Below are 23,931 nucleotides of genomic sequence, written 5' to 3' on the forward strand. Positions count from 1 at the left end.
TTGTGTCGCCATTTCAAAAGCCGCCGCCGCGGCGCTCGCATAGAATGCCGCATGCCTCTTCGATAAGGATGACCTCACCATGACGCACCCCTCCCGCAGCGGCGGCCAGATCCTGGTCGACGCGCTCCAGGTCCACGGCGTGGACACCGCCTTCGGCGTCCCCGGCGAAAGCTATCTCGACGTGCTCGACGCGCTGCACGATTCGGACATCCGCTTCGTCATCAACCGCCAGGAGGGTGGCGCGGCGTTCATGGCCGAGGCCTACGGCAAGCTGACCGGCAAGCCCGGCATCTGCTTCGTCACGCGCGGGCCGGGTGCGACCAATGCCTCGATCGGCGTACACACCGCATTCCAGGACTCGACGCCAATGATCCTGTTCATCGGCCAGGTCGGCGGCGACTTCATGGACCGTGAAGCCTTCCAGGAAGTGGATTACCGCCGCATGTACGGCCAGATGGCCAAGTGGGTGGCGCAGATCGACCGCGCCGAGCGCGTCCCCGAATACATCGCGCGCGCCTTCCAGATTGCCACCAGCGGCCGCCCGGGACCGGTGGTGCTGGCCCTGCCCGAAGACATGCTGGTGACCCAGGCGCAAGTCGCCGATACCCGCGCCTACCAGCCGGTGCAGGCCGCGCCCGCCGCCGCCCAGATCGCGCAGTTGCGCACCATGCTGGCCGGCGCGAAAAAACCGCTGGTGCTGCTCGGCGGCGGCACCTGGAACGCGCAAGCCTGCGCCGACCTGGTCGCCTTTGCCGAAGCCAATGCGCTGCCGGTGGCCTGCGCCTTCCGCTTCCAGGACCTGCTGGACAACGCGCATCCGCACTACGCCGGCGACGTCGGCATCGGCATCAACCCGACACTGGCCGCGCGCGTGAAGGAAGCCGACGTCCTGATCGCGATCGGCCCGCGCCTGGGAGAGATGACTACCAGCGGCTATTCGCTCTTGAACTCGCCGGTGCCGCGACAGCGCCTGGTGCACATCCACCCGGATCCGGAAGAACTGGGCAGCGTCTACCAGGCCGAGCTGATGATCGCCAGCGGCGCCGCGCAAGCCTGTGCGATGCTGGCGGCGATGGAACCGGTCGACGCATCGGCATGGCGCCACACGGTCGCCGAAGCGAAGGCCGAGCTGAACGCATGGCAGCAGCAGCCGCCGATCTTCAAGGATGGGCAGGCGCCGCTCGACCTGTGGCAAGTGGTGCAGGACCTGCAAACCGCCCTGCCGCGCGACACCATCATCACCAACGGCGCCGGCAACTACGCCACCTGGGCGCACCGCTTCTGGCGCTACGGCCCGATGCGCAGCCAATTGGCCCCGACCAGCGGCGCGATGGGCTACGCGGTGCCGTCCGCCGTCGGCGCCAAGATCGTCGCGCCCGAGCGCACCGTGGTCGCCTTTGCCGGCGACGGCGAATTCATGATGACCGGACAGGAACTGGCGACCGCCGTCCAGTACGGCGCCGGCGTGATCCTGATCGTCTTCAATAACGGCATGTTCGGTACCATCCGCATGCACCAGGAGCGCACGTATCCGGGCCGGGTGTCGGGCACGCAGCTGCACAATCCGGACTTCGCGGCGCTGGCGCAGGCCTATGGCGGCCAGGGCGAGGTCGTGGACGCGACCGCGGACTTCGCGCCGGCGCTGGCGCGGGCGGTCGAGTTCACGACGGCGCGCAAGCTGCCGTTCGTGATCGAGTTGCGCTATGACGGCAACCTGATCACGCCGGGAGCGACGCTGGAGACGATCCGGAAGAATGCGGAAGCGGCGAAGGCAACGTAAAACTCATTGTCGACCCGGCAACCCGCCATCCAATCCCAACTCCGCCGGCCACGGCACCTGCATCCCCGGCGCGCTGAACGGCCCGCCCGACGGCTGCGTCAGGAACAGCGCCACCAGCGCAATAAAGAGCCAGCCGACGATCTTGCCCAGCAGCGCCCCGCTGCCTTTCAGGGCATTGTCGCCGGCCAGCAGGCGCTTGAGAATTCGGGAAATCATCATGGTCACTCCCTGGATGAAGCATCCTTCTTGTGCACGCTCACAAGCTAGCGCAGTCGCCGGCGTTTTGCCAGACCTGCTCCAGCCTGCAAACTGCTGAGCAGCATCCGCGCTACGGATTGCTTCGCTCCGCACAGCCCAGCTGACCATTTTGTGAGCACTGAGCTTGCCTTCCAGTCAGCACGTACGAAGCAACACTTGCTCGCTCTGGTAGAATACGCGCGACCCTTTTCCACATGCCCGCCGCGCGGGCATGGCATGCAGTTCCCTCCCAACACCACACATGTTTAGTTTCTTCAAAAAGAAAAAGCCTGAAGCAGAGAGCGCGGCGCCGCTCGAGTCCGCCGCGCCCGCCGCCGAGCCGGCCGAGGCCGCGGAACAGCCGGGCTTCCTGAGCCGCCTGTTCGGCAACCGCGACGCCGTCCCGGTGCCGGTGCCCGAAGCTGTGCCGGAAGTGCCGCCCGAGCCGGAATCGCCGCCGGCGCGCGACGCCACCAACGTCGACCCGATCGCCGCAAAGATCGCCCAGGACGCCGCTGCTCTCAGCAACGCCTACGAAGGCCAGCTGTTCCCCGAGACCGCCGAGCGGCCGGGCAACGAGGCGGAAAAGAAAAAATCCTGGATGACGCGCCTGAAGGCGGGCCTGGCCAAGACCTCGAACAACCTGTCGCTGCTGTTCGTCGGCGCGCGCATCGACGAAGACCTGTACGAAGAGCTGGAATCGGCGCTGCTGATGTCGGACGCCGGCATGGATGCCACCCAGTACCTGCTGGACAACCTGCGCCGCAAGGTCAAGGAAGACAAGTTGCTGGACCCCGCCGCCGTCAAGGGCGCGCTGAAGGAACTCCTGGTCGACCTGATGCGTCCGCTCGAAAAGCCGCTGGAACTGGGCCGCCACGAGCCGCTGGTGATGATGATCGCGGGCGTCAACGGCGCCGGCAAGACCACCACCATCGGCAAGCTGGCCAAGCACATGCAAAGCTTCGAGCAGTCGGTGCTGCTGGCCGCCGGCGACACCTTCCGCGCCGCCGCCCGCGAGCAGCTGATGGTCTGGGGGCAGCGCAACAACGTCACCGTGATTTCGCAGCAGTCGGGCGATCCGGCCGCGGTCGCCTTCGATGCGGTGCAGTCGGGCAAGGCGCGCGGCGTCGACGTCGTCATGGTCGACACCGCCGGCCGCCTGCCGACCCAGCTGCACCTGATGGAAGAGTTGAAGAAGATCAAGCGCGTCATCGGCAAGGGTATGGAAGACGCCCCGCACGAGGTGCTACTGGTGATCGACGGCAACACCGGCCAGAACGCGCTGGCGCAAGTGAAAGCCTTCGACGATGCGCTGCAGCTGACCGGCCTCGTGATCACCAAGCTGGACGGCACCGCCAAGGGCGGCATCCTGGCCGCGATCGCGCGCACCCGTCCGGTGCCGGTGTACTTCATCGGCGTCGGCGAGAAGCTGGAGGACCTGCAGCCCTTCAGCGCCGACGAATTCGCCGAGGCGCTGCTGGGGTAAGCTCGAGAATGATTGAATTCCTGTCCGTCTCCAAGAAATATTCGGCCGACGCCCTGGCCCTGTCCGACGTCACGCTGAACATCGCCAGGGGCGAGCTGGTCTATCTGGCCGGCCCGTCCGGCGCGGGTAAATCGACCCTGATGAAGATGGTGGCCGCGATCGAGCGCCCGACCTCGGGCCGCGTGACCGTCAACGGCCAGGACATCGGCAAGCTGAAAAAGGCCGGTGTGCCCTTCCTGCGGCGCAACCTGGGCCTGATCTTCCAGCACCAGCGCCTGCTCAACGACCGCAACCTGCTGGCCAACGTGATGCTGCCGCTGATCGTCACCGGCGCGCCCAAGGCGCAGGCGGCGGAACGCGCGCGTGCTGCCCTGGACAAGGTCGGCCTGTTAGAGCGCGCCCGGGCGCTGCCAATGGAACTGTCGGGCGGCGAACAGCAGCGCGTGGCAATCGCGCGCGCGATCGTCAACCGCCCGCAGATCATCCTGGCCGACGAGCCCACCGCCAACCTCGACCGCGCCGCGGCCGACAAGGTGATCGACGCCCTGCACGCCTTTCACTCTGCCGGCGTGACCTGCGTGATCTCGAGCCATGACGAGCAGATCCTCGACAGCGGCGCGCGCGTGATCCGCCTCGAGCATGGCCACGTGATGGACGGCATCGGAGGTGGTGCATGAACATCTGGTTCCGCCAGCATCGCTTCGCCTTCGTCGCGGCGCTCGCCACCGTGCGCAAGTCGCCCGGCAGTTTCCTGTTCAACGTGCTGGTGGTGGCGGTGGCGCTGGCCCTGCCCTTTGCCGGCGTGACCCTGCTCGACAACGTGCGTCCGCTGTCCGAACAGCTGGCGGTCGATCCCGAGATCAGCCTGTTCATGAAGCCCGGCGTGCCGCGCGAAGATGCCCAGGCACTGGCGCCGCAGCTGCAGCAGCTGCTGGCAGGCAACCATGCGAAGATCAGCTTCGTGCCGCGCGAACAGGCACTGGACACGCTAAAGGAAAAGAGCGGCCTGGACGACGTCATCGACACACTGGGCGACAATCCCTTGCCCGACAGCTACGTGATGAAGCTGGACGGTTTTGCCGCAACCAGTACCGCCGAGGCGGCGCGCGTCGACCTGCTGGCCGACCACATGCGCCAGTTGCCGGGCGTCGATTCGGTGCAGGTCGATTCGGCCTGGGTCAAGCGCCTGGCCGCCCTGCTCGGCGTGCTGCGCCTGGCGCTGCTGCTGCTGGCCCTGACGCTGGGCGTGGTGGTGATCGCGGTGGTATTCAACACCGTCCGCCTGCAGGTGCTGACCCAGCGCGAAGAGATCGCGGTCTCGAAGCTGCTCGGCGCCACCGACAATTTCATCCACCGCCCGTTCTACTACACCGGCGCCCTGCTTGGCGTCTGTGCCGGCGCCGTGGCCCTGGGTGCGGTGGCGCTGGCGCTGCGCCCGCTCAACACGGCGGTCGGCGAGTTTGCGCGCCTGTACGCGTCGGACTTCCAGCTGACGGCGCTGCCGGCGCTGGGCATCGTCGGCTTGCTGGCGATCAGCGCCGCACTGGGACTGGTCGGAGCGATGCTGTCGGTACAGCGCCACCTTGCACGCCTGAAATAACGCTTCCTGCAAGCTCGGCCGAGCTTGCTCTTCTGCTAACTCGTCCGCTGCTGGCCAGTCAAACCTGCGGCGGACGCGAGGCATCCGCCTACACCCCTAAGTGCGCCATCCAACAGAACGCCAAGCACTGGTCGCCTAACCTGTCTTCAACGGAATTCAAACGATATATGGGTCACGTTTGAGTTAAATCAACTGCACCGCTCAACTCTGCCCTACAGTTGAAACGCACCTCAATTAGATTCCTAAAAGCAACACTTTAGTGAAACTTAAAGGCGTCATCGGGAACATGGAGGCTTCTAGCACTCACTTCAAGAGAGTGCTAATATAGTGTCCGTACATGACGTTTGGTGGCTCGATAGCACAACGTCTCGCATCCCGTAACAAGCCATACTGTTACGCCTTCGGGGTACGGTGTATGGCAGATTGATGATGCAGTACAGCTCACTCTAAAGGGAAATGACTATGTCCGCACAATCCGCATTGGTTCCTGCTGGCAGCCGTGCTCTGGGACTCGGTTTTAACGGCAACCTCGGCAATATCGACGCTTACATCTCGGCGGTGAACCGTCTGCCAATGCTGACCCATGAGGAAGAGGTCTCGCTGGCCAAAAGTCTGCGCGATGCCAATGATCTGGATGCCGCGCAGAAGCTGGTGATGTCTCACCTGCGCCTGGTGGTGTCGATCGCGCGCGGCTACCTGGGCTACGGCCTCCCGCACGCCGACCTGATCCAGGAAGGCAACATCGGCCTGATGAAAGCAGTCAAACGTTTCGATCCGAACCAGGGCGTGCGCCTCGTGTCTTACGCGATGCACTGGATCAAGGCCGAGATGCACGAATACATCTTGAAGAACTGGCGCCTGGTGAAGGTCGCGACGACCAAGGCACAGCGTAAACTGTTCTTCAACCTGCGCAGCAACAAGCAGGGCCTCGACGCCATGTCGCCGCAGCAAGTTGCCGACCTGGCCAAGATGCTCGACGTGAAGCGCGAAGAAGTGGTCGAAATGGAAACCCGCCTGTCGGGCCGCGACATCGCGCTGGAAGCGCCGACCGACGACGAAGACGACAAGTTCTCGCCGATCGCCTACCTGTCGTCGGACCAGCAGGAACCGACCAAGGTGCTCGAAGCCGAAGAGGTGGTGCGCCTGCAGTCGGAAGGCCTGGAAACGGCACTGGGTAAACTGGATCCGCGTTCGCGCCGCATCGTGGAAGCACGCTGGCTCGCCAACGACGACGGTTCCGGTGCAACCCTGCACACGCTGGCCGAAGAGTTCGGCGTGTCGGCCGAGCGTATCCGCCAGATCGAGACCGCCGCGCTGAAAAAGATGAAAACGGCCCTCGCCGCTTACGTCTGACCCGGCTCCGCAGCAAGCAAGAAGGCACCCAAGGGTGCCTTTTATTTTTTCAGGCCAGCTTGTCCTTGAAGAAGGCGACGGTGCGGCTCCAGGCCAGCTTGGCGGCGGCTTCGTCGTAGCGCGGCGTGGTGTCGTTGTTGAAGCCGTGCTCGGTCCCTGCGTAGACGAAGTGCTGGTAGGCGATGTTGCTGGCCTTCAGCGCGGCTTCGTAGGCGGGCCAGCCGGCCAGGATGCGCTCGTCCTTGGCGGCGTCGTGGATCAGCAGCGGCGCCTTGATGCGCGGGACGTCGGCCGCGGCCGGCTGGGCGCCGTAGAACGGCACTGCGGCCGCCAGCGCCGGTAGTTGGGTGGCCAGGTAGTTGGCCATGCCGCCGCCCCAGCAGAAACCGACCACGCCGACCTTGCCCGTGGCTTGAGGCAATTTACTCAGCATGTCAAAGGCGGCCACGAAATCGGCACGGGTCTTGGCCTGGTCCAGTTTCGGGAACAGCGCGCGCGCCTTGTCCTCGTCGCCTGGATAGCCTCCTAATGGAAACAGCGCATCCGGCGCAAAGGCGATGAAACCCTCGAGCGCCAGGCGGCGCGTGACGTCCTCGATGTGCGGGTTCAGGCCGCGGTTCTCGTGCACCACCAGCACTGCGGGCAACTTGCCCTTGGCCTCCGCCGGCATGGCCAGGTAGCCGCGCAGCTTGCCGTAGCCCTGCGGCGACGGGTATTCCTGGTAGCTGGTCTTCAGGCGCGCGTCAAGCGGCGCCACCAGCGGCGCCGCGAACGAAGGCGACAATTGCGCCAGCAGGGTGGCGGCGGTGGCGCCGCCGACGGCGTAGCGGCCGGCGCGCGACAGGAAATCGCGGCGCGACAATTGGCCGTGCACATAGCCGTCGAAAAGTTTCAGGACTTCGGGGTCGAAGTCGTCTGCAGTCAGTCGGGTCATCGTGGGCTCCGTTGTTTGTTCGACAGCATACGCTCTCTTGCCGGGTCAGGCCATCCTGATCTAATATAGTTAGGTAGCCTACCTAACTCATACATATGATCACCAACCCGGACCCCGCGCAGCTCTCCGAAGACCTGCGCAGCGCCTTGAAAGGCCTGATGCGCGCCATGCGCCGCGACGCCGAGCGCCAGGACAGCGGCCTGTCGCTGCTGCAAACGATGCTGCTGCACAGCGTCGGCGAGCGTCCCGGCATCGGCGTGGCCGAACTGGCGCGCATGCAGCAGGTGCGCAACCCGACCATGAGCGCCCAGGTCAAGGCACTGGAACAGGCCGGCCTGCTGGCGCGCGCTGCGCCCGATTCCCAGGACCGGCGCCGCAGCGGCCTCCAGCTTACCCAGGAGGGCCAGGACCGTCTCGACCAGATGCATGCCCAGCGCATGGACTGGCTGTCGCAGCGCGTCGCCCGCCTTTCTCCGGACCAGATGCGGCAGCTCGCCGCCGCCATCGAACCGCTCACCCTCATCGCCAACACCCAGCCATGACACAGAACGCGCAACTCGACACCCCCGCCGTCCCGGTCACCGAGCGCGAAATCCGCGCCGTCTACTTCGCCCTGATGGCCGTGCTCGGCCTCGGCGCGCTCGACCAGAGCATCGTCGCCACCGCCCTGCCCCGCATCGTCGGCGACCTCGGCGGCATGGCCCATTTGTCCTGGGTCGTGACCGCCTACGTGCTGGCCTCGACCGCCACCATGCCGCTGTACGGCAAGCTGGCCGACCAGTACGGCCGGCGGCCGATGATCTTCACCGCGCTGGCTACCTTCCTGGTGGGCTCGGTGCTGTGCGGCCTGGCCCAGGACATGACGCAGCTGATCGTGTTCCGCGCGATCCAGGGCCTCGGCTCGGGCGGCTTCATGCCGCTGGCCCAGATCATCATCGGCGACCTGGTGCCGCCGCAGGAGCGCGCCAAGCGCCAGGGCTCGATCGCGATCGTGTTCGCGATCACCAGCATCCTGGGGCCGGTGCTGGGCGGCGTGATGACCGATCTGCTGTCCTGGCACTGGATCTTCTTCATCAACCTCCCGGTCGGCGCCTTCGCGTTCTGGTCGATCGCGCGTTCGCTGAGAAAGCCGGTGCGCACCCATGCGCAGCGCATCGATTACTTGGGCTCGGTCCTGCTGACCGGCACCATCGTCTCGCTGCTGCTGGTGCTGGCACTGGGCGGCACCGAATGGCCGTGGGACGCGCCCCAGATCAAGGTCTGCGCCGCCCTCGCCGTGGTGCTGGGCACCTGGCTGGTGTTCCACCTGCGCCGCGCGGCCGAGCCGGTGCTGCCGCCCGACCTGTTCGCCAACCGCGTGTTCAACATCGCCAGCCTGGTGATGGCGCTGACCTTCATGGGCCTGATGGGCGCCAGCGTGTTCTTCCCGCTGTTCTTCCAGCTGGTCATGAACAGCAGCCCGGCCCATTCCGGCATGCTGACCGTGCCGATGATGGTCGGGATGATCATCGCCTCCACCCTCAACGGCAGGGTGCTGGCGAAATCCAACAAGTACAAACAGGTGCAGATCGGGGGCCTGGTGGTGGCGGTGCTCTCGTTCGGCCTGCTGGCATGGGGCATGGACAGCGGCCAGGGCTACCCGGTGATCGAACCGGCGATCTTCATGCTGGGCGCCGGCCTCGGCCTGGTGATGCCGAACATGACCATCGTGGTGCAGTATGCGCTGCCCCCGGCGCGGCGCGGCGTCGGCACCGCGATGCTGACCTTCTTCCGGTCGCTCGGCGGCCTGCTGGGCGTGACCGGCTCGGGCGCGATTTTGGCGCACCAGCTGCATGCGCACGGCATCGCGGCGGCAGCCAGCGCCGGCACCGGCGTGACGCTCGATCCGGCCATGCAGGCGGTCTACCGCCATGCGATCGCCAACATCTTCGGCGCCGGCACCGTGATCGTGCTGGTGGGCCTGGTGGCGCTGCTGTTCCTGCCCGAGGTAAAACTGCCGCCGTCCGAAAAGAAATAAGCCGTCCAGCCGGATGCCGGGCCGGCTGACGACTTTGCTATCATGAACGGACGCAATCATATGGATGGTCCGATGACGCCGTACCGGTTTTTAGCGCAGGGTTGGATGCAGATGCTGGGCGCCGCCGCCGTGCTGGCCCTGGCCGGCTGCGCGGCGGCGCCGGTCCACGATGCCACCTACGTGCTGCAGCCACGCGAGAGTCTCGACCTGGCGCGCGGCGTGACGCTGACCTACGACAGCTTCAGCGACAGCCGCTGTCCCGCCAACGTGCGCTGCATCTGGGCCGGCCGCCTGGCCTTCCGCTTCATCCTGCAAGACCGCGACGGCAGCGAAGAATTCACCCTCGGTCCCGACCAGCCGGTCGCCACGCCGGCCGCCCTGCACGGCGCGCAGGTCGCCCTCGACCTCGGCAGCGTCCCGGCGGCGCGCGCCGGCTCGGCCAGGACGGCCGACCTGATGCCGGTGACGCTGAAAATCACTGCCCCGACGAATCCCCACTCACCTCCCCGCCCATGACCACATCCACCAAAGCGCTCGCCGGCGCCCTGATCCTGTCGATCGTACTGCCGCCTCCCCTTGCCTTCGCCAAGACCCCGGTCTCGACCGGTAGCGGCGGCGCCGTCGCCACCATCAGCGAAAAAGCCTCGGAATCGGCGATCGCCATCCTCAACAAGGGCGGCAATGCGATCGACGCCGCGGTGGCCGCCGCCGCGACGCTCGGCGTCACCGATCCGTTCAGCTGCGGCATCGGCGGCGGCGGCTTCATGGTGATCTACCTGGCGAAAGACAAGCGCGTGGTCACGGTCGACCACCGCGAGACCGCGCCGGCCGCCTTCAGCCCGTCGGTGTTCATGGAGAACGGCAAGCCGATCGACTTCGACACCGCGGTCGCTAGCGGCGCCTCGGTCGGCGTGCCGGGCACGGTGCGCGGCTGGCACGAAGCGCTGGAACGCTACGGCACCATGTCCTTCAAACAGGTGCTGGCGCCGGCCATCAACGTCGCCACCAAGGGCTTTACGGTCAGCGACACCTTCAATCATCTGGTGGCCGACAATGAAAAGAAATTCCAGCAGTTCACCAGCACCAGCCAGCTCTACCTGAGGAACGGCAAGGCGGTCCCAGCCAGCACCCTGCTGAAGAACCCGGACCTGGCCAAGACCTACCGCGAACTCGGCGCCAAGGGCTATAAAGCCTTCTACCAGGGGCCGCTGGCACAGGCCATCGTCGACGCCGTCAACCGGCCGCCGCTCGCCGCCGGCGTCTCGGTACGCACCGGGAACATGACGCTGGCGGACCTCGCCAACTACGAGGCGCGCATCCGCCAGCCGATCCGCTCGACCTACCGCGGCTACGACATCTACGGCATGCCCCTGCCCAGCAGCGGCGGCATCGCGGTGGCCGAGGCGCTCAACATCCTCGAAGGCTATGACCTGAAAGCGATGCCGCGTGCGAACGTCGAACACCTGTACCTGGAAGCGTCGCGCCTGGCCTTTGCCGACCGCAACGCCTACCTGGCCGACCCGGAATACGTGGACGCGCCCGTCGACGGCCTGCTGTCGAAGCAGTTCGCGGCCCAGCGCCGGTCGCTGATCCGTGTCGACAAGGCCGCCGCCGTGGCCGCGGCCGGCGACGCCTTTTTATATGAGAACGACCAGAGCTTCCCGCTGCGCCCACGCCAGGGCGTGATCCAGCAAGAAGGCCTGCACACCACCCACTTCACCGTGTCGGACAAGGAAGGCAACGTCGTCTCCTACACCTTCACCATCGAATCCTGGGGCGGCAGCGGCATCGTGGTGCCGGGCTACGGCTTCCTGCTGAACAACGAGATGACCGACTTCGACTTCACCGGCCCGGCGCCGAACATCCCCGAAGCCGGCAAGCGTCCGCGCAGCAGCATGGCGCCGACCATCGTGCTGAAGGACGGCAAGCCGGCCTTCACCATCGGCAGCCCGGGCGGCGCGACCATCATCACCACCGTGCTGCAGACCATCGTCAACTACATCGACCTCGGCATGCCGATGGACCAGGCCATCGACGCGCCGCGCCTGTCGCAGAGGAACGCCAAGGAAACCTCGGTCGAGCCGGGCTTCACGGGCAGCGTCCAGGCGAAGGCACTGGAAGCGTTCGGCCACAAGTGGGAAGCCAGCCCGCCACCCGAGGAGATCGGGGCGGCGAATGCGATCGTGTTCAACCCGGACGGCACGGTGACGGCGGTGAGCGAGGTGCGCCGCCATGGGATCGGGACCGGGCTGGTGCAGAAACGGGCGCACTGAGCCCATCCGCGGCTTAGCCCAGGCGCCGCGCCGGAAACGCCACCGGCGCGGCCAGCATGCCTTGCCACGAACGGCGCAGCAGGAAGCCGGCCACGGCGAGGGCAACCGCCGCCATCCATGCCCAGACCGGCATGCCGCTGACCCAGGCCAGGCCCGCCGCGGCCATTAGTTCCAGCAGCGCCAGGCCGGCCGCGCGCCAGGCCAGCGCCGGACGCCAGCCACCCTGGCCGGCATGGTCGCCCAGCAGACCCATCATGGCTACCTGGCCGGCCAGGCAGCACAGGCCGAACTGGATCGGCAGCACACCGGGGCCCGCGGCCAGCATGCTGACGCACAGGATCGCCAGCGTCAGCCCGGCCCACAAGCCCAGCCCTCGCCGCAGCAGCTGCCCGGCCAGGCGGCGGTTCAGCAAGGCCGTGTCGCCGGCCAGCGGCGTCAAGCGCAGCAGCGCCTGTTCGCCGCGGGTACGGTCGATCGCCTGGCTGAACGCAGCGGTGCTGAACAGGATCGCCAGCATCAGCATGCCCAGGCCCGCCCCCACGCCATGGGCGGCGGCCCCCTGCTGGGGCGCGCTGCCGGCCTGCCACACCAGCAGGCGGATGGCGATGCCCACCGCCAGCATCACGGCGACCAGGCCGGCCCAGGAACTCCAATGCACGGACGGACCCAGCGCATGCATCAGCATGCGCCCGGGGTTGGCGCGCCGGCGCCCATCCCTGCAATCGCGGCGCAGGGCCGCAGCGTAGGCACGCAGCGTGGCGCCGCCGCCTTCGAGGGAGCGGGTCCCGCCACCGATGCCCTCGAAGCGCGCGAAGTTGCTGCGCAACGCGTCCTGGCGCGCGAAGTGGGCGTCACCCCCGGCCGGATACATCCAGCGCAGCGTCCAGGCGGCAACCGGCACCAGCAACACCGTATATACCGCCATGGCGGGTTCGCCGGCCAGGGTCTCACCCAGCCCCGGCGGCAGCACGCGGCGCGACAGCCAGCCCCAGTTCCCCATGACGATGATCGGCAGCAGCGCGCGCGGGTTGCCGCTCGCGAGCGCCACCGCGAACGACAGCAGATAGGCGCCGGCCAGCGGCAACACGGTCCAGTCGGCAGCCACCGCCGTCAACGCCAGCGTCAGCAGCAGCCAGCCGCCGCCGCTCATCTGCATCAGGCGGCGGCGCTGGCGCGGCACCAGCCGCGCGTGGCTCGCCATATTCATCAGCGCGGATCCGGGCACGAACAACAAGGCCCAGACCAGCGCCACCCAGGCCGTGCCGAGGCCCAGCAGCAGGCGCGCGGCGATCCAGCCATCCAGCCCGCCGCGCACGATGGCGAGCGCCAGGAAGCCGGCGCCGCCGAGCAGCAGCAGGATGGCCAGGCGGCGCATCAGCCGGGGCGCGCCCTCGACCCGCTGCACCGTGGCGGCACGCCACAGGGCGCGGTAGTCTCGCAAGGCACGGGTCATCATCTTCATTGCGCTTCCTTCAGGATGGCTGCAAACAAATCCAGGGCGGTCCTGGGGTCGAGTTCCAACTCGCGCGCCTCGCGCGCGGCGCGTTCCAGCGTCGGGCGCAGCAGCGCCGCGCGCTCGGCCGGCTTGCCGGCGCCGGCGGTGCCGGCCACGATCATGCCGAGCCCGCGGCGGCGCGCCAGCACCCCGTCCATCTCCAGCAGGCCATAGGCCTTGGACACGGTCATCGGGTTCAGTGCCAGCGCCTGGGCGATCTCGCGCACCGAGGGCATCTCGTCGCCGGGCGCCAGCTGGCCGGACACGACCAGGCGGCGTACCTGCTCGACGAGCTGGCGGTAGATCGGATCGGCGGAGCCGGTCGCGATCGAGAACAGGGAGGCGGTATGGGTCGTCATCATCGCCGCTATGATAAGGCCAGGCGGCGCGCCGGGAAGGCCGGCGGCGCCGCCATCATGCGGCGCCAGCCATGGCGCAGCTGCAGGGCCGTGACCACGACGGCGATCGCGATCACCCAGACCGCGAACGGCGTATGCGTCAGCCAGCCTGCGCCGAAGGCGAGGCCGGCCTCCAGCAGCGCCAGCAGGCCGGCCAGCAGCAAGTGGCCCAGGTGCCGTCCGCCCTCGCGCGCATGGTCGCCAAGCACGCTTGTCAGGGCCACCTGGCCGGCCAGGCAGGACAAGCCGGCCTGGAGCAGCAAGGCGGCGCTGCCGCCGATCATGAAGCTCGCCAGCAGGATCGTCGCCGTCAGCATGATCCAGACCGACAGCACGTAGCGCAGGATCTGCGTGGCCAGGCGCCGGTTCAGCAATCCGTGGTCGCCGGCCAGCGGCGTCAGGCGCAGCAGGGCCTGCTCGCCCGGCGTCCTGTTCATCGCCTGGATGAGCTGGGATGTGCTCATCACGATCATCGACACCATGCCGCCCAGCGATCCGGAGGTGATGTAGCCGAGGGCCGAGGCGCCGGCGCGCCAGCCGATGATGAAACGCATGACGGCAGCGATGGCCAGGATGATGCCGATGCTGGCGACCCAGTAGCTCCAGTGCACCCCCGGCCCGAATGCGTGCATCAGCATCTTGCCCGGGTCGGCCCTTTTGCGCCCTTGCGATGCCCCGCCGCAGTCGCGGCGCAGCGCGAAGGCGTACAGGCGCAGGACGCTGGCGCCGGACATCGTGCCGCTTTCCAGGTACTGGGGCCAGTTGCCGCCGTTGCGGACCCACTGCATGCGCTCGATTTGCCGGGCGCGCCGGTCCAGGTGGCCGTCGCCGCCTCGCGGGAACATCCAGCGCATGCACACCGCGGCACCCGCCAGCATCGCTGCCGATGCGGCCAGCAGCCCCGTCGTGCCGGTAAGCGCCTCGACCGCCGCCGGCGGCAAGAGCGTCGAGGTCAGCGGCCAGTTGGCGGCCAGGATGACCGGCACGATTCCTGCCATGTTCCCGGCAAGGATCACGGCGATGCCGAGCACGGCCGTACCCACCAGCGGAAACGCCGCCCAGATCCCCAGGGCGGCCGTGATCAGGCCGGTGTTCAACAGCCAGCCGGCGGCCGCCATCCCCATCAGGCGGCGGCGCTGGCGCGGTATCAGGCGGGCGTTGACCGCGGAATGCAGCATGATCGCCCTGGGCACGAACACCGCGGACCAGGCCAGCATCAGCCACACCGAGGCGATGCCGCCCAGCATGCGCAGTCCGAGGGCGAGGTCCATCTTGTGGCGCGCGATCTGGATGCCCGAGATCACGACGAGGCTCACCGTATTCAGCAGTCCCACCAGGGTCATGCCCTTGATCACCCTGTCGGCGGTGCGCACCATCGTTACCCGCAGGATGGCGCGGTAATCGCCAAGCGCCGCCGTCATTTGGTGACCTCGATGAACAGATCTTCCAGCGTCAGCGCTTCCACCCGCACGCCCGGCTCGCGCGCCAGGCGCTCGACGTCGGCGTTGGGCGCCTGCACGATCACGCTGGCCATGGCGCCGTCCTGGTGGCGCCGCACCTCGCCTGCCAGCGGCGCGGCCGGCAGGTTCGACACCGGGACCAGGATGCGGCGCGCGCCTTCCAGCAGCGCATCGGTCTGGCCCTGCAGCGCGATCTTGCCGTTCTTCAGGAACGCCAGGTCGAAGGCGACGCGCTCCAGGTCGGACAGGATATGGGTCGAGAACACCACCGTGGTGCCGCGCTCGATCACCTGCTCGACCAGTTCACGCAGGAACTCGCGCCGCCCCACCGGGTCCAGCGCCGAGACGGGTTCGTCGAGAATCAACAGGTCCGGGTCGTGCGCCAGCGCGCGGATGATTGCCAGGCGCTGCTGCTCGCCGCCGGACAGCTTCTTGATCTGCTTGCTGCGCATGGCCGCATCGAAGCCCCAGCGCGACAGCAGGCCCTCGACCTTGCCCGTGTTCCAGCGCGGGTACATGGCCTTGAAGTAATCCAGCATCTGCAGCGGCGTCAGCCAGTCGAACAGGTCCGGTTTCTGCGGCACGTAGCCGATCCGCGCCAATACCTTTTCCGACAGGCGGCCGGCATCCTCGCCCAGCACCGCCACGCTGCCGCCGTCGAGCTCGCGCAGGCCGAGCATGCATTCGAGCAGGGTCGACTTGCCGGCGCCGTTGCGGCCCAGCAGTCCGACTACCTGGCCGCGCGCGACCTGCCAGTCGAGGCCGTCCAGCACGCGCTGGCTGCCGAAGTGTTTCGATACCGAAGACATCTCGATGCTGGGGAAACCGGATTGCGAGTTCATGTGCGTCCTTCAGGAGGGTTGCAAACAATATCGACGGTGTAGATGATCATCTAATCTACTGTATTAATTGAGTGATACAGTAAGACAGAGTTACGCTGAGGTCAACAAATATTTACGAACCTGGAGTGACGCCCGTCCGGACAAAAAAAGACGGCTCTGCAAGCAGAGCCGTTAAAGTTTGGGTCCCAAGCACCCAATCGCGCGGACCGGGGAGTCCGCGTGATCTGTCGTCAGGCGCGCTTCATGGGGCACGCGCTGTCATTCTGTAGAGCGATTACAGATGCGGCACGATCTGCGGCATCAGGTCGTCGAAGGTGCGGCCGCTGCCGTTCTCGCCGATCGCATGCATCTTCCATTCGCCGTTGTGGCGGTACAGCTTGGCCATGATCTGGGCCGTGTGCGTGCCCTGCACCGACAGGTCGTAGCGCGCGATTTCCTGCTGGTTGCCGGCATTGATGATGCGGCAGAAGGCGTTGGCGACGGTCGAGAAATTCTGGCCGGTAAAGCTGTTCACGGTGAACACCAGCGATTTCACGCTCGGCGGTACCGCGTTCAGGTCGACCACGATCTGCTCGTCGTCGCCGTCGCCGGCGCCGGTGCGGTTGTCGCCGGTGTGCGTGATGCTGCCGTCACGGCTTTTCAGCTGGCGGAACCAGACCACGTCGACCGGGCGGTTGCTCTCGTCGAACAGCACGACGGACGCGTCGAGGTCGACCGCTTCGCCCTTGCCGCCGCCGAAGCCGAAGAAGCCCTTGCTCTTGGCGACGTCCCAGCCCAGGCCCATCGTCACGCGCGACAGCGCGCCGCCGGCTTCCTTCTCCAGCGAGATTTTCTGACCCTTCTGTAAATTGACGCTCATGATTGTTGACTCCTATATTCGTTGTGCCTGCTTCAGCGCGCCGGCGTCTGCATCCATGCCTTGAATGCATTGCGGTTGCGCGAACAGACGTAAATCTTGCCGCGACCCGAGAAGCGCAGGACGATGCCTTCGCCGCTGGTCTGGCTGTTGATCAGGTTGCCGAGGAAGCCGCTACTCTGGCCGGTCGTTACCGACACCTCGTACTGCAGGGTCGAATCCCAGGCCACCACGTGCGAGTTGTCGATGATCGCGTCCTTGCCGGGTTCGACTTCCAGCTCGTTCATCGAACCGAAGCCGGACACCACCACCTGGCCCGAACCCTGGGTCTCGGTGACGAAGAAGCCGCCGCTCTGGGCGAACAGCGCATTGCCCACGCTCTGGGTGCGCACCTTCAGGTCGACGCCGGAGGCGGCCGCCACGAAGGCGCCGTCGCTGATGATGTACTGCTTCATGCCGCAATCGACCACCTGCATCGCGCCCGGCAGGGTCGGCGACAGCAGGCAGTCGCCGTCGCCGCGGGTCGCCTCGATGTGCTGCTGGAAGAAGGATTCGCCGTTGGCGAAGGTGCGCATCAGCGCGCTGCCCAGTCCTCCCTTCATCTTGCCCTTGAGGTCGAGCGTCGATTCCATCATGACCATCGCATCCGATTCGCAGTAGATGGTCTCGCCGCGCTTCATCGATACGTGCAGGAAGGGATCGACATCCCCGGTTACGGTAAATACTGGCATTTTGAATTCCTTGGTCGTGACCGCCCGCGCAACGGCTGCACGGGCGGCATCGTGGGTCTTAACGTTAGACGTTCACGCCATAGTTCTTGGCGAGGGGGCCGAGGCCGCCGTTGAAGCCCTGGCCGACTGCACGGAACTTCCAGTCCGCGCCGTTACGATACACCTCGCCGAAGACCATGGCCGACTCGGTCGAGCCGTCTTCCGACAGGTCGTAGCGGGCGATCTCGCTGTTGTTGGCGGCGTTGATGCAGCGGATGAACGCCTTGCCGACCATGCCGAAGTTCTGGCGGCGGGTGTCGCCTTCGTGGATGGTCACTGCCAGCACCACGCGGTCGACGTCGGCCGGGACCTTGCTCAGGTCGATGCTCAGGGTCTCGTCGTCGCCTTCGCCGGCGCCGGTGCGGTTGTCGCCCGAGTGGACCACCGAGCCGTCCGAGGACTTGGCGTTGTTGTAGAAGATGAAGTCGGCATCCGAACGCACCTTGCCCGACTGGTTCAGCAGGAAGGCGACGCCGTCGAGGTCGAATGCGGCGCCGTCGGTGGCGCGGACGTCCCAGCCCAGGCCCAGCTTCAGGCTCGACAGGCCCGGCGCTTCTTTCGACAGGTTGACGTTACCGCCTTTTTGCAGACTGATTGCCATGATGGTTTCTCCTTCAGTTATTGTGAACACCTTGGTACTGCTGCAGCGAACTGGTGTTCTGCCATTCGCCGCAGGTTCTTTACATGCTCACGTCACTCGACGTGTGCAACAGCTTTCTTGTCCAGGCCCAGCGCTGCCTGCTTCTTGCGGTAGCGGATCGAGGACCACACCGAGGCGCCGATGAAGGCCACGCCTGCCAGGCCGGTGATCATTTCAGGCACATGGAACTTCATGCTTGCCAGCATGATCAGCGCCAGGATGCCGATCGCATAATGGGCACCATGCTCGAGGAACACGTACTGGTCGAGCGTGCCCTTGTCCACCAGGTACACCGTCAGCGAACGCACGAACATTGCACCGATCGCCAGGCCCAGCATGATGATCACGACGTCGTTGGTGATGGCGAACGCGCCGATCACGCCGTCGAAGCTGAACGATGCATCCAGCACTTCCAGGTACAGGAAGCCGCCGATACCGCCGCGCTTGACCATCTCGCCGACCTCGCCGCCGCCCTCTTCCGAGCCTTCCAGCAGGTTGCTCAGCACATCCACGCCGACGTAGATCAGGATGCCCCACAGGCCCGACATCAGCACCACCATCTTCTGCGCCTCGGTCACCAGCGACAGGCTGGCCATCAGGGCGCCGATCGCGATCATCACCGAGATCGAGGACACCTTGCCCAGCGCGCCGAGTTTGGCTTCGAAGTGGCCCAGCCAGTGGTGTTCCTTCTCGTCGTCGAACAGGAAGTTCAGGAACACCAGCAGCAGGAACATGCCGCCGAATGCCGCCACTTCAGCGTGGTGGTTGGTCAGGTGCTGCGAGTACGCTTTCGGGTTTTCCAGCGCCAGGTTCCAGACGTCCATCAGGCCCAGGTCGGCCGCCACCGCGACGATCACCAGCGGGAACAGCAGGCGCATACCGAACACGGCGATGATGATGCCGACGCCGAGGAACAGTTTTTTCCAGAACTCATCCCAGGTCTTCAGCACCGAGGCGTTGACCACCGCGTTGTCGAAGGACAGCGAGACTTCCATCACGGCCAGGATCGCGGCGATACCCACCGCCGTGACCAGCCCCCCCATGCCGCCATGTTCGTAACCCCACCAGCCGGCCACCGCCAGGCATAGCGCCGTCACGATGAATGAAATTCTGAAATGCTTCATGTTTGATTCACCCCTGCTCTTGTTTTTTATTGACAAGACGCAGTGTAAAGATCAGCATCAAAAGGAAAAAGCGAAGATACTGTGAGTATTACTTCGAAAAAACCTGCTAGCTGAAGAATTCGAGCCTATTTCATGAAGAACGACATCAATTTTCGCCACCTGTATTACTTCTGGGTCGTGGCCAAGGAAGGCGGCATCACGCGCGCCGCCGAGCGCCTCGGCCTGGCCGTGCAGACCATCAGTTCGCAGCTGACCCTGCTCGAACAGGCCTTGGGCAAGGCCATGTTCACGCAGCAGGGCCGGCGCCTGGTCCTGACCGAGGCCGGCCGCGTGGCGATGAACTACGCCGACCAGATTTTCCTGTTGGGCGAGCAGCTGCAGGAAGCACTGAACGAGGCCGACAGCGGACGCATCCGCCTGACGGTGGGCATCTCGGATTCGCTGCCCAAGCTGTCGGCCTACCGCATGCTGGAAGCGGCGACCCAGATGGACCGGGCCGTGAGGCTGGTCTGCTACGAAGACCAGTTCGAGGCGCTGCTGGCCGACCTCGCCCTGCACAAGCTGGACGTGGTGCTGACCGACCGCGAGGTGCGCGCCAGCAGCGCCCTGAAAGTGTTCAGCCACCAGTTGTTCGAAAGCGAGATGGAAGTGGTCGGGACGCCCGCCCTGGCCGAGCGCTACCACGACGGCGACGGCTTCCCCGGGAATTTGAACGGCGCGCCCTTTTTACTACCGGCACGTAATAATGCCCTGCGCGGCAAGATCGACGAATGGTTCGTCCAGCACCACGTGCGGCCGGACGTGGTCGGCGAATTCGAGGACAATGCCCTCCTGAATACCTTCGGCCGGCGCGGCCTGGGCCTGTTCTTCGCACCGGCGGCCCTGGCCACCGAGGTCGAGCAACAGTTCGGCGCGGTCCGGATCGGCAAGGTGCCGAGCGTGCGCGAACAGTTCTACGTGATCTCCAACGACCGCAAGATCAAGCATCCGGCGGTCGAGGCCATCCTCGCGGCGGCCCAGACAGGTGAACTTGGAGCGGGGTAAACGGTAAGCTGTACAATGCCTGCACAGGGATTGCCTTTTAGTTAATTATTAATCTATGCAAAACGTATTATTCGTCGTTCTGGCGCTGGTGTTGGTGGCGCTGAACGGCTTCTTCGTGGCGGCCGAATTCGGTATCGTCACCCTGCGCAAGACGCGCGTCCGCGCGATCGCAAAAACCGGCGGCCTGCGCGGCCGCATCCTGTACAAGGTTCACAGCCAGCTCGACGCCTACCTGTCCGCCTGCCAGCTCGGCATCACCCTGGCCTCGCTCGGCCTGGGCTGGGTCGGCGAACCGGCGTTTGCGCGCATCCTGGAACCGCTGTTCGCGCTGGCCGGCGTCACCAACGAACAGCTGATCCACGGCGTCTCCTTCGTGATCGCCTTCGGCGTGATCTCGTTCCTGCATATCGTGGTCGGCGAGCTGGCGCCGAAGTCGCTGGCGATCCGCATTCCCGAAAAGGTCGGCCTGTGGAGCGCGCTGCCGCTGTACGGCTTTTATTGGGCGATGTACCCGGCCATCTGGCTGCTGAACGCCAGCGCCAACCTGGTGCTGCGCATCGCGGGTCTCTCCGGCGCGGGCGGGCACGAAACGCATTATTCGAACGAAGAACTGAAACTGATCCTGCGCACCGGCACCAGCATGCCGGGCGAAAAATTTACTCACGACGAGCGCCACATCCTGGCCCAGTCGCTCGAGTTCAGCCAGCACTCGGTGGCCGACCTGATGCGGCCGATCAACGAAGTCAGCGCCCTGTACGCCAGCCGTTCGCTCGAGGACAACCTCGACACCATGCGCCGCAACCGCTTCTCGCGCTACCCCTACTTCGACGAGGAAGGCGAGGAAGTGCTGGGCGTGATCCACCTGAAGGACCTGTTCTTCGCCGAACAGGCCGGCAAGGACACCACCGACCTCACCGAATACCTGCGCCCGGTCGAGATGATCTCGGCGCGCACCCCGGCCATCGAACTGTTCCGCCGCTTCCGCACCGGCGCCCCGCACTTCGCGCTGATCGGCGAAAAGGGCAAGCGCCCGGTCGGCTTCATCACGCTCGACAACCTGCTGGGCGCCATCGTCGGCGAGATCCGCGACGAATTCCGCCTCAACGAAAACGACTGGCTCAAGCAGGGCGACGGCACCTACATCGGCAAGGCCAGCCTGCCGATCGTCTCGCTCGAACGCGTGCTCGGCATCGACATCGACAACGAGGCGATGGGCCTGGACGAGGTGGAATCGGTGGGCGGCCTCTTGATGGCGAAGCTGGGCGACATTCCGAAGCAGGGCCAGCGCATCGAGTTTCCGAAGTTCGACGTGGTGGTCAAGAAGACCAACGGGCCGCGGATTCTGCTGGTGAAGGTGATTCCGCAGCTGGCGCGCGGGGCCGATGAGGATGATCTGGATTGATCCGGAGACGTTGGCCCAAGAATTGTAATGACATAACCAACGTCGCCCCTGCGCAGGCAGGGGCCCAAGGTTGCATGAACAGCCGTAGCACATGCCGCTGGCCTGCAACGAACTTGGGGCCCTGCCTGCGCAGGGGCGACGGTTCAAAATGCGCAGGTAACGCGAGGTCAAGCACCATGCACCTGTACCAGGAATTCCCCCCGCATCCCGCCCTGGCCGCCCACGTCGCCTGCCTCTGGACCAGCCGTGCCCTCCCCGCCGCCGCCCCGGTCCGCCACCGCATCCTCCCCGACAACTGCATCGACATCCTGTGGCAAGACCGCGCCCCGCTCGGCTTCGTGGCCGGCATGATGTCGCGCGCGCACCGGGTCGAGATGGCGCAGCCGACGCTGACGCTGGCGGTGCGCTTCCTGCCCGGCGCGGCGCGCGCCTTCTTCGGCCTGCCGCTGCATGCGCTGCAGGACGGCCATCCCGCGCTGGACGACCTGTGGCCGCGTGCCGACGCCGAGGCGCTGGCCGCCGCCCTGTGGGAACGCGAGCGGACAGTGGCGCAGCGGCTGGCCATTCTCCAGCGCGCCCTGCTGGCGCGCCTGCGCGCCGTGGAACCCGGTCCGACCGATCGCCTGGCGCGTGCCGCGGTCGGCCTGATCGACCAGGCCGGCGGCGCCGTCCGCATCGACGACCTGGCGCGCACGCTGGGCGTCTCGCGCCAGCACCTGGCGCTGCAGTTCCGCGAACGCGTGGGCCTGGCACCCAAGACCTTCGCCATGGTCAGCCGCTTCCGCCGCGCCGGCGCCGTACTGCGCCGGCAAACCGGCGCCGTCGACTGGCCCCGGCTGGCCCTCGATTGCGGCTACTACGACCAGTCGCACCTGATCCACGAATTCCGCCTGTTCGCGGACGAGACGCCGGAGCGCTTCGCCCGCCCGCGCGCCTGAATCGGCTTCCATTTTTCCAATACGCCGCGCCGGCGCGATGGCATCATGGGGTTTTACCCGTCAACCGGAGACCGTCATGATCCATGGATTGCGCACCGTGAAATACCCCGTCGCCGACCTCGCCCGGGCCAAGGCCTGGTTCACCGAAGTGCTCGGCGCGGCGCCCTATTTCGACCAGCCCTTCTACGTCGGCTTCAGCGTCGCCGGCTTCGAACTCGGCCTGGTCCCGGATGGCACGCCCGGCACCGCGGGTTCGGTGGTGTACTGGGGCGTGGACGACATCGAAGCCGAAGTCGCGCGCATCGTCGGGCTCGGAGCGAGCGTGCACGAGGAGGTGCAGGAAGTCGGCGAAGGCATCAAGGTGGCGGAGCTGAAGGATCCGTTCGGGAATGTGCTGGGCTTGATCTTGAATCCGCTGTTCGATCCGGCGGCGGTGCGCTGACTGCCTGCGCGTCGTCCCGATACCGGCCCGGCGCCTGCCCCACCAGCCTGCGGAAATCCGACGTGAAGTGCGCCTGGTCGACGTAGCCCAGGTCCAGCGCCAGCGCGCTCAGGTCGAGGTCGCCGCCCTGCGCCAGCCGGTCGGCCGCCTCGTGCAGCCGGTAACGCCGGATCACCCATTTCGGGCTGACCCCGACGTACTCGCTGAACAGCTGCTGCAGGCTGCGCACACCCATTCCGGCCGCGGCGGCCAGCGCCTCGACCCGGGTCAGCCCGGGCGTGCTCTCGGCCGTGCGCAGGATCGCGCCAATGCGCTCCACCTGCGGGTCGGCGGCCGGCAGCCGGGCGCGCAGCAGCGTGCCGGCGGCATCGATCATGGCCATGTCGTCGGGGGCAGCCAGCACCGCGTCCAAGGCGGCCGCATCGTCCCAGCCGAATACCGACGACAGCGGCAGTACCCGGTCGCTGATCGTGTGCAGCGGCCGTCCGAGGAAGGCGCGGAAGGCGCCGGGGCGGAACTTCAGGCCGCATAGCTTGCCGGCGGCCTGCAGCGTGTAATCGAAGGCTCCCGTCACCACGCCGAACACCCCGCTGCGCACGCGGTCGAACACCACATGCACGCTCGGATAAGGCAGCGTGCGCTGCACGAAGGGCGGCTGGCCGCGCAAGTCCCATTCGACGATCCAGACATGCTCGATGAAGGGCGCCAGGTCGGGTGGCGGCAGGTAGCGCTCCATGCGGAACATCCTGCCGGCGAGCGCAGGTGCGACCACGCCCTTGGCGCGGTCCGGGACGGTGGCGGGCGTCGTCATCGATGTCCTCATGCGGTAAGGAATACGGC

At 66.4% G+C, this 23,931-nt stretch carries 24 protein-coding genes; 13 read left to right on the forward strand and 11 right to left on the reverse strand.

The annotated features are described in order from the left end of the window. Nucleotides 1-79 precede the first annotated feature (79 nt). Complete coding sequence (locus tag FBX97_RS26700; protein ID WP_141838501.1) at nt 80-1,780, forward strand: thiamine pyrophosphate-binding protein; 1,701 nt, start codon at nt 80-82, stop codon at nt 1,778-1,780. A gap of 3 nt (nt 1,781-1,783) precedes the next feature. Here the strand turns inward: FBX97_RS26700 and FBX97_RS26705 are convergent, their stop codons facing one another. Then, a complete protein-coding gene (locus FBX97_RS26705; protein ID WP_141838503.1) occupies nt 1,784-1,999 on the reverse strand; it encodes a hypothetical protein in 216 nt (71 codons plus the stop codon). Between the two features lie 280 nt (nt 2,000-2,279). Here FBX97_RS26705 and ftsY point away from each other — a divergent pair, with 280 nt between their 5' ends. From ftsY to rpoH, 4 genes are all read left to right on the forward strand, one after another. Continuing rightward, nucleotides 2,280-3,503 carry a signal recognition particle-docking protein FtsY gene (gene ftsY / locus FBX97_RS26710; RefSeq protein ID WP_221631883.1) on the forward strand — a complete coding sequence of 408 codons (1,224 nt, stop codon included), beginning with the start codon at nt 2,280-2,282 and terminating at the stop codon, nt 3,501-3,503. A gap of 8 nt (nt 3,504-3,511) precedes the next feature. After that, on the forward strand, nt 3,512-4,180 hold the full coding sequence (locus tag FBX97_RS26715) for a cell division ATP-binding protein FtsE (protein WP_141838505.1): 669 nt from the start codon (nt 3,512-3,514) through the stop codon (nt 4,178-4,180). Then, the gene (gene ftsX, locus FBX97_RS26720) at nt 4,177-5,103 is read left to right on the forward strand and encodes a permease-like cell division protein FtsX (protein ID WP_141838507.1); all 927 of its coding nucleotides are present in this window, start codon (nt 4,177-4,179) and stop codon (nt 5,101-5,103) included. Before FBX97_RS26715 ends, ftsX begins: the two co-directional genes overlap by 4 nt. Nucleotides 5,104-5,565: 462 nt before the next feature. Continuing rightward, nucleotides 5,566-6,456, forward strand: coding sequence for an RNA polymerase sigma factor RpoH (rpoH, locus tag FBX97_RS26725; protein WP_141838509.1), 891 nt, complete (start codon nt 5,566-5,568; stop codon nt 6,454-6,456). 49 nt (nt 6,457-6,505) lie between these two features. Here rpoH and FBX97_RS26730 read toward each other — a convergent pair whose 3' ends face one another. After that, on the reverse strand, nt 6,506-7,390 hold the full coding sequence (locus FBX97_RS26730; RefSeq protein ID WP_141838511.1) for a dienelactone hydrolase family protein: 885 nt from the start codon (nt 7,388-7,390) through the stop codon (nt 6,506-6,508). A 95-nt stretch (nt 7,391-7,485) separates the two neighbouring features. Here FBX97_RS26730 and FBX97_RS26735 point away from each other — a divergent pair, with 95 nt between their 5' ends. From FBX97_RS26735 to ggt, 4 genes are read left to right on the forward strand one after another with little or no spacing between them, the layout of a single operon-like run. Beyond that, nucleotides 7,486-7,932 carry a MarR family winged helix-turn-helix transcriptional regulator gene (locus FBX97_RS26735; protein WP_141838513.1) on the forward strand — a complete coding sequence of 149 codons (447 nt, stop codon included), beginning with the start codon at nt 7,486-7,488 and terminating at the stop codon, nt 7,930-7,932. After that, nucleotides 7,929-9,407 (forward strand): MDR family MFS transporter, encoded by a 1,479-nt coding sequence (locus tag FBX97_RS26740; RefSeq protein ID WP_255517652.1) that lies wholly within the window; start codon nt 7,929-7,931, stop codon nt 9,405-9,407. Before FBX97_RS26735 ends, FBX97_RS26740 begins: the two co-directional genes overlap by 4 nt. A 42-nt stretch (nt 9,408-9,449) precedes the next feature. Beyond that, the gene (locus FBX97_RS26745) at nt 9,450-9,923 is read left to right on the forward strand and encodes a hypothetical protein (protein WP_141838514.1); all 474 of its coding nucleotides are present in this window, start codon (nt 9,450-9,452) and stop codon (nt 9,921-9,923) included. Continuing rightward, the gene (gene ggt, locus FBX97_RS26750; RefSeq protein ID WP_141838516.1) at nt 9,920-11,680 is read left to right on the forward strand and encodes a gamma-glutamyltransferase; all 1,761 of its coding nucleotides are present in this window, start codon (nt 9,920-9,922) and stop codon (nt 11,678-11,680) included. Before FBX97_RS26745 ends, ggt begins: the two co-directional genes overlap by 4 nt. Before the next feature lie 13 nt (nt 11,681-11,693). Here the strand turns inward: ggt and FBX97_RS26755 are convergent, their stop codons facing one another. The 8 genes from FBX97_RS26755 to FBX97_RS26790 form a co-directional block, all read right to left on the reverse strand. Continuing rightward, nucleotides 11,694-13,142 carry a hypothetical protein gene (locus tag FBX97_RS26755; RefSeq protein WP_141838519.1) on the reverse strand — a complete coding sequence of 483 codons (1,449 nt, stop codon included), beginning with the start codon at nt 13,140-13,142 and terminating at the stop codon, nt 11,694-11,696. Beyond that, on the reverse strand, nt 13,139-13,537 hold the full coding sequence (locus tag FBX97_RS26760) for a GntR family transcriptional regulator (RefSeq protein WP_255517653.1): 399 nt from the start codon (nt 13,535-13,537) through the stop codon (nt 13,139-13,141). Before FBX97_RS26760 ends, FBX97_RS26755 begins: the two co-directional genes overlap by 4 nt. Before the next feature lie 5 nt (nt 13,538-13,542). Further along, a complete protein-coding gene (locus FBX97_RS26765) occupies nt 13,543-14,994 on the reverse strand; it encodes a hypothetical protein (protein WP_141838521.1) in 1,452 nt (483 codons plus the stop codon). Further along, on the reverse strand, nt 14,991-15,875 hold the full coding sequence (locus tag FBX97_RS26770; protein ID WP_141838524.1) for an ABC transporter ATP-binding protein: 885 nt from the start codon (nt 15,873-15,875) through the stop codon (nt 14,991-14,993). The genes FBX97_RS26765 and FBX97_RS26770 overlap by 4 nt, the downstream gene beginning before the upstream one ends. Before the next feature lie 274 nt (nt 15,876-16,149). Further along, on the reverse strand, nt 16,150-16,734 hold the full coding sequence (locus FBX97_RS26775) for a TerD family protein (protein WP_141838526.1): 585 nt from the start codon (nt 16,732-16,734) through the stop codon (nt 16,150-16,152). Nucleotides 16,735-16,766: 32 nt separating this feature from the next. After that, the gene (locus FBX97_RS26780) at nt 16,767-17,462 is read right to left on the reverse strand and encodes a TIGR00266 family protein (RefSeq protein ID WP_141838528.1); all 696 of its coding nucleotides are present in this window, start codon (nt 17,460-17,462) and stop codon (nt 16,767-16,769) included. Nucleotides 17,463-17,526: 64 nt separating this feature from the next. Further along, the gene (locus FBX97_RS26785) at nt 17,527-18,102 is read right to left on the reverse strand and encodes a TerD family protein (RefSeq protein ID WP_141838531.1); all 576 of its coding nucleotides are present in this window, start codon (nt 18,100-18,102) and stop codon (nt 17,527-17,529) included. Nucleotides 18,103-18,194: 92 nt separating this feature from the next. Then, complete coding sequence (locus FBX97_RS26790) at nt 18,195-19,265, reverse strand: DUF475 domain-containing protein (RefSeq protein WP_141838533.1); 1,071 nt, start codon at nt 19,263-19,265, stop codon at nt 18,195-18,197. A gap of 132 nt (nt 19,266-19,397) precedes the next feature. On the opposite strand from FBX97_RS26790, the gene nhaR reads away from it, so the two are divergent. The 4 genes from nhaR (at nt 19,398) to FBX97_RS26810 (ending at nt 23,091) form a co-directional block, all read left to right on the forward strand. Continuing rightward, complete coding sequence (gene nhaR / locus FBX97_RS26795) at nt 19,398-20,309, forward strand: transcriptional activator NhaR (protein WP_141838535.1); 912 nt, start codon at nt 19,398-19,400, stop codon at nt 20,307-20,309. Nucleotides 20,310-20,364: 55 nt separating this feature from the next. Beyond that, complete coding sequence (locus FBX97_RS26800) at nt 20,365-21,711, forward strand: hemolysin family protein (RefSeq protein ID WP_141838537.1); 1,347 nt, start codon at nt 20,365-20,367, stop codon at nt 21,709-21,711. Nucleotides 21,712-21,887: 176 nt separating this feature from the next. Then, the gene (locus tag FBX97_RS26805; RefSeq protein ID WP_141838539.1) at nt 21,888-22,649 is read left to right on the forward strand and encodes a DUF6597 domain-containing transcriptional factor; all 762 of its coding nucleotides are present in this window, start codon (nt 21,888-21,890) and stop codon (nt 22,647-22,649) included. A gap of 76 nt (nt 22,650-22,725) precedes the next feature. Further along, the gene (locus tag FBX97_RS26810) at nt 22,726-23,091 is read left to right on the forward strand and encodes a VOC family protein (RefSeq protein WP_141838541.1); all 366 of its coding nucleotides are present in this window, start codon (nt 22,726-22,728) and stop codon (nt 23,089-23,091) included. Here FBX97_RS26810 and FBX97_RS26815 read toward each other — a convergent pair. After that, entirely contained in the window at nt 23,006-23,902 is an 897-nt protein-coding gene (locus FBX97_RS26815) for a helix-turn-helix domain-containing protein (protein WP_141838543.1), read from the reverse strand. The genes FBX97_RS26810 and FBX97_RS26815 overlap by 86 nt on opposite strands. Between the last annotated feature and the right edge of the window lie 29 nt (nt 23,903-23,931).

The sequence above is a fragment of the Herbaspirillum sp. SJZ107 genome (assembly GCF_006715485.1).
In the GTDB taxonomy this organism is placed as follows: Bacteria; Pseudomonadota; Gammaproteobacteria; order Burkholderiales; family Burkholderiaceae_D; genus Telluria.

Excerpts from the sequence above, each read along its gene's own strand:
- FBX97_RS26700 (WP_141838501.1), top strand. The coding sequence starts at position 80 with ATGACGCACCCCTCCCGCAGCGGCGGCCAGATCCTGGTCGACGCGCTC.
- FBX97_RS26705 (WP_141838503.1), bottom strand. The coding sequence starts at position 1,999 with ATGATGATTTCCCGAATTCTCAAGCGCCTGCTGGCCGGCGACAATGCC.
- ftsY (WP_221631883.1), top strand. The coding sequence starts at position 2,280 with ATGTTTAGTTTCTTCAAAAAGAAAAAGCCTGAAGCAGAGAGCGCGGCG.
- FBX97_RS26715 (WP_141838505.1), top strand. The coding sequence starts at position 3,512 with ATGATTGAATTCCTGTCCGTCTCCAAGAAATATTCGGCCGACGCCCTG.
- ftsX (WP_141838507.1), top strand. The coding sequence starts at position 4,177 with ATGAACATCTGGTTCCGCCAGCATCGCTTCGCCTTCGTCGCGGCGCTC.
- rpoH (WP_141838509.1), top strand. The coding sequence starts at position 5,566 with ATGTCCGCACAATCCGCATTGGTTCCTGCTGGCAGCCGTGCTCTGGGA.
- FBX97_RS26730 (WP_141838511.1), bottom strand. The coding sequence starts at position 7,390 with ATGACCCGACTGACTGCAGACGACTTCGACCCCGAAGTCCTGAAACTT.
- FBX97_RS26735 (WP_141838513.1), top strand. The coding sequence starts at position 7,486 with ATGATCACCAACCCGGACCCCGCGCAGCTCTCCGAAGACCTGCGCAGC.
- FBX97_RS26740 (WP_255517652.1), top strand. The coding sequence starts at position 7,929 with ATGACACAGAACGCGCAACTCGACACCCCCGCCGTCCCGGTCACCGAG.
- FBX97_RS26745 (WP_141838514.1), top strand. The coding sequence starts at position 9,450 with ATGAACGGACGCAATCATATGGATGGTCCGATGACGCCGTACCGGTTT.
- ggt (WP_141838516.1), top strand. The coding sequence starts at position 9,920 with ATGACCACATCCACCAAAGCGCTCGCCGGCGCCCTGATCCTGTCGATC.
- FBX97_RS26755 (WP_141838519.1), bottom strand. The coding sequence starts at position 13,142 with ATGAAGATGATGACCCGTGCCTTGCGAGACTACCGCGCCCTGTGGCGT.
- FBX97_RS26760 (WP_255517653.1), bottom strand. The coding sequence starts at position 13,537 with ATGATGACGACCCATACCGCCTCCCTGTTCTCGATCGCGACCGGCTCC.
- FBX97_RS26765 (WP_141838521.1), bottom strand. The coding sequence starts at position 14,994 with ATGACGGCGGCGCTTGGCGATTACCGCGCCATCCTGCGGGTAACGATG.
- FBX97_RS26770 (WP_141838524.1), bottom strand. The coding sequence starts at position 15,875 with ATGAACTCGCAATCCGGTTTCCCCAGCATCGAGATGTCTTCGGTATCG.
- FBX97_RS26775 (WP_141838526.1), bottom strand. The coding sequence starts at position 16,734 with ATGAGCGTCAATTTACAGAAGGGTCAGAAAATCTCGCTGGAGAAGGAA.
- FBX97_RS26780 (WP_141838528.1), bottom strand. The coding sequence starts at position 17,462 with ATGCCAGTATTTACCGTAACCGGGGATGTCGATCCCTTCCTGCACGTA.
- FBX97_RS26785 (WP_141838531.1), bottom strand. The coding sequence starts at position 18,102 with ATGGCAATCAGTCTGCAAAAAGGCGGTAACGTCAACCTGTCGAAAGAA.
- FBX97_RS26790 (WP_141838533.1), bottom strand. The coding sequence starts at position 19,265 with ATGAAGCATTTCAGAATTTCATTCATCGTGACGGCGCTATGCCTGGCG.
- nhaR (WP_141838535.1), top strand. The coding sequence starts at position 19,398 with ATGAAGAACGACATCAATTTTCGCCACCTGTATTACTTCTGGGTCGTG.
- FBX97_RS26800 (WP_141838537.1), top strand. The coding sequence starts at position 20,365 with ATGCAAAACGTATTATTCGTCGTTCTGGCGCTGGTGTTGGTGGCGCTG.
- FBX97_RS26805 (WP_141838539.1), top strand. The coding sequence starts at position 21,888 with ATGCACCTGTACCAGGAATTCCCCCCGCATCCCGCCCTGGCCGCCCAC.
- FBX97_RS26810 (WP_141838541.1), top strand. The coding sequence starts at position 22,726 with ATGATCCATGGATTGCGCACCGTGAAATACCCCGTCGCCGACCTCGCC.
- FBX97_RS26815 (WP_141838543.1), bottom strand. The coding sequence starts at position 23,902 with ATGACGACGCCCGCCACCGTCCCGGACCGCGCCAAGGGCGTGGTCGCA.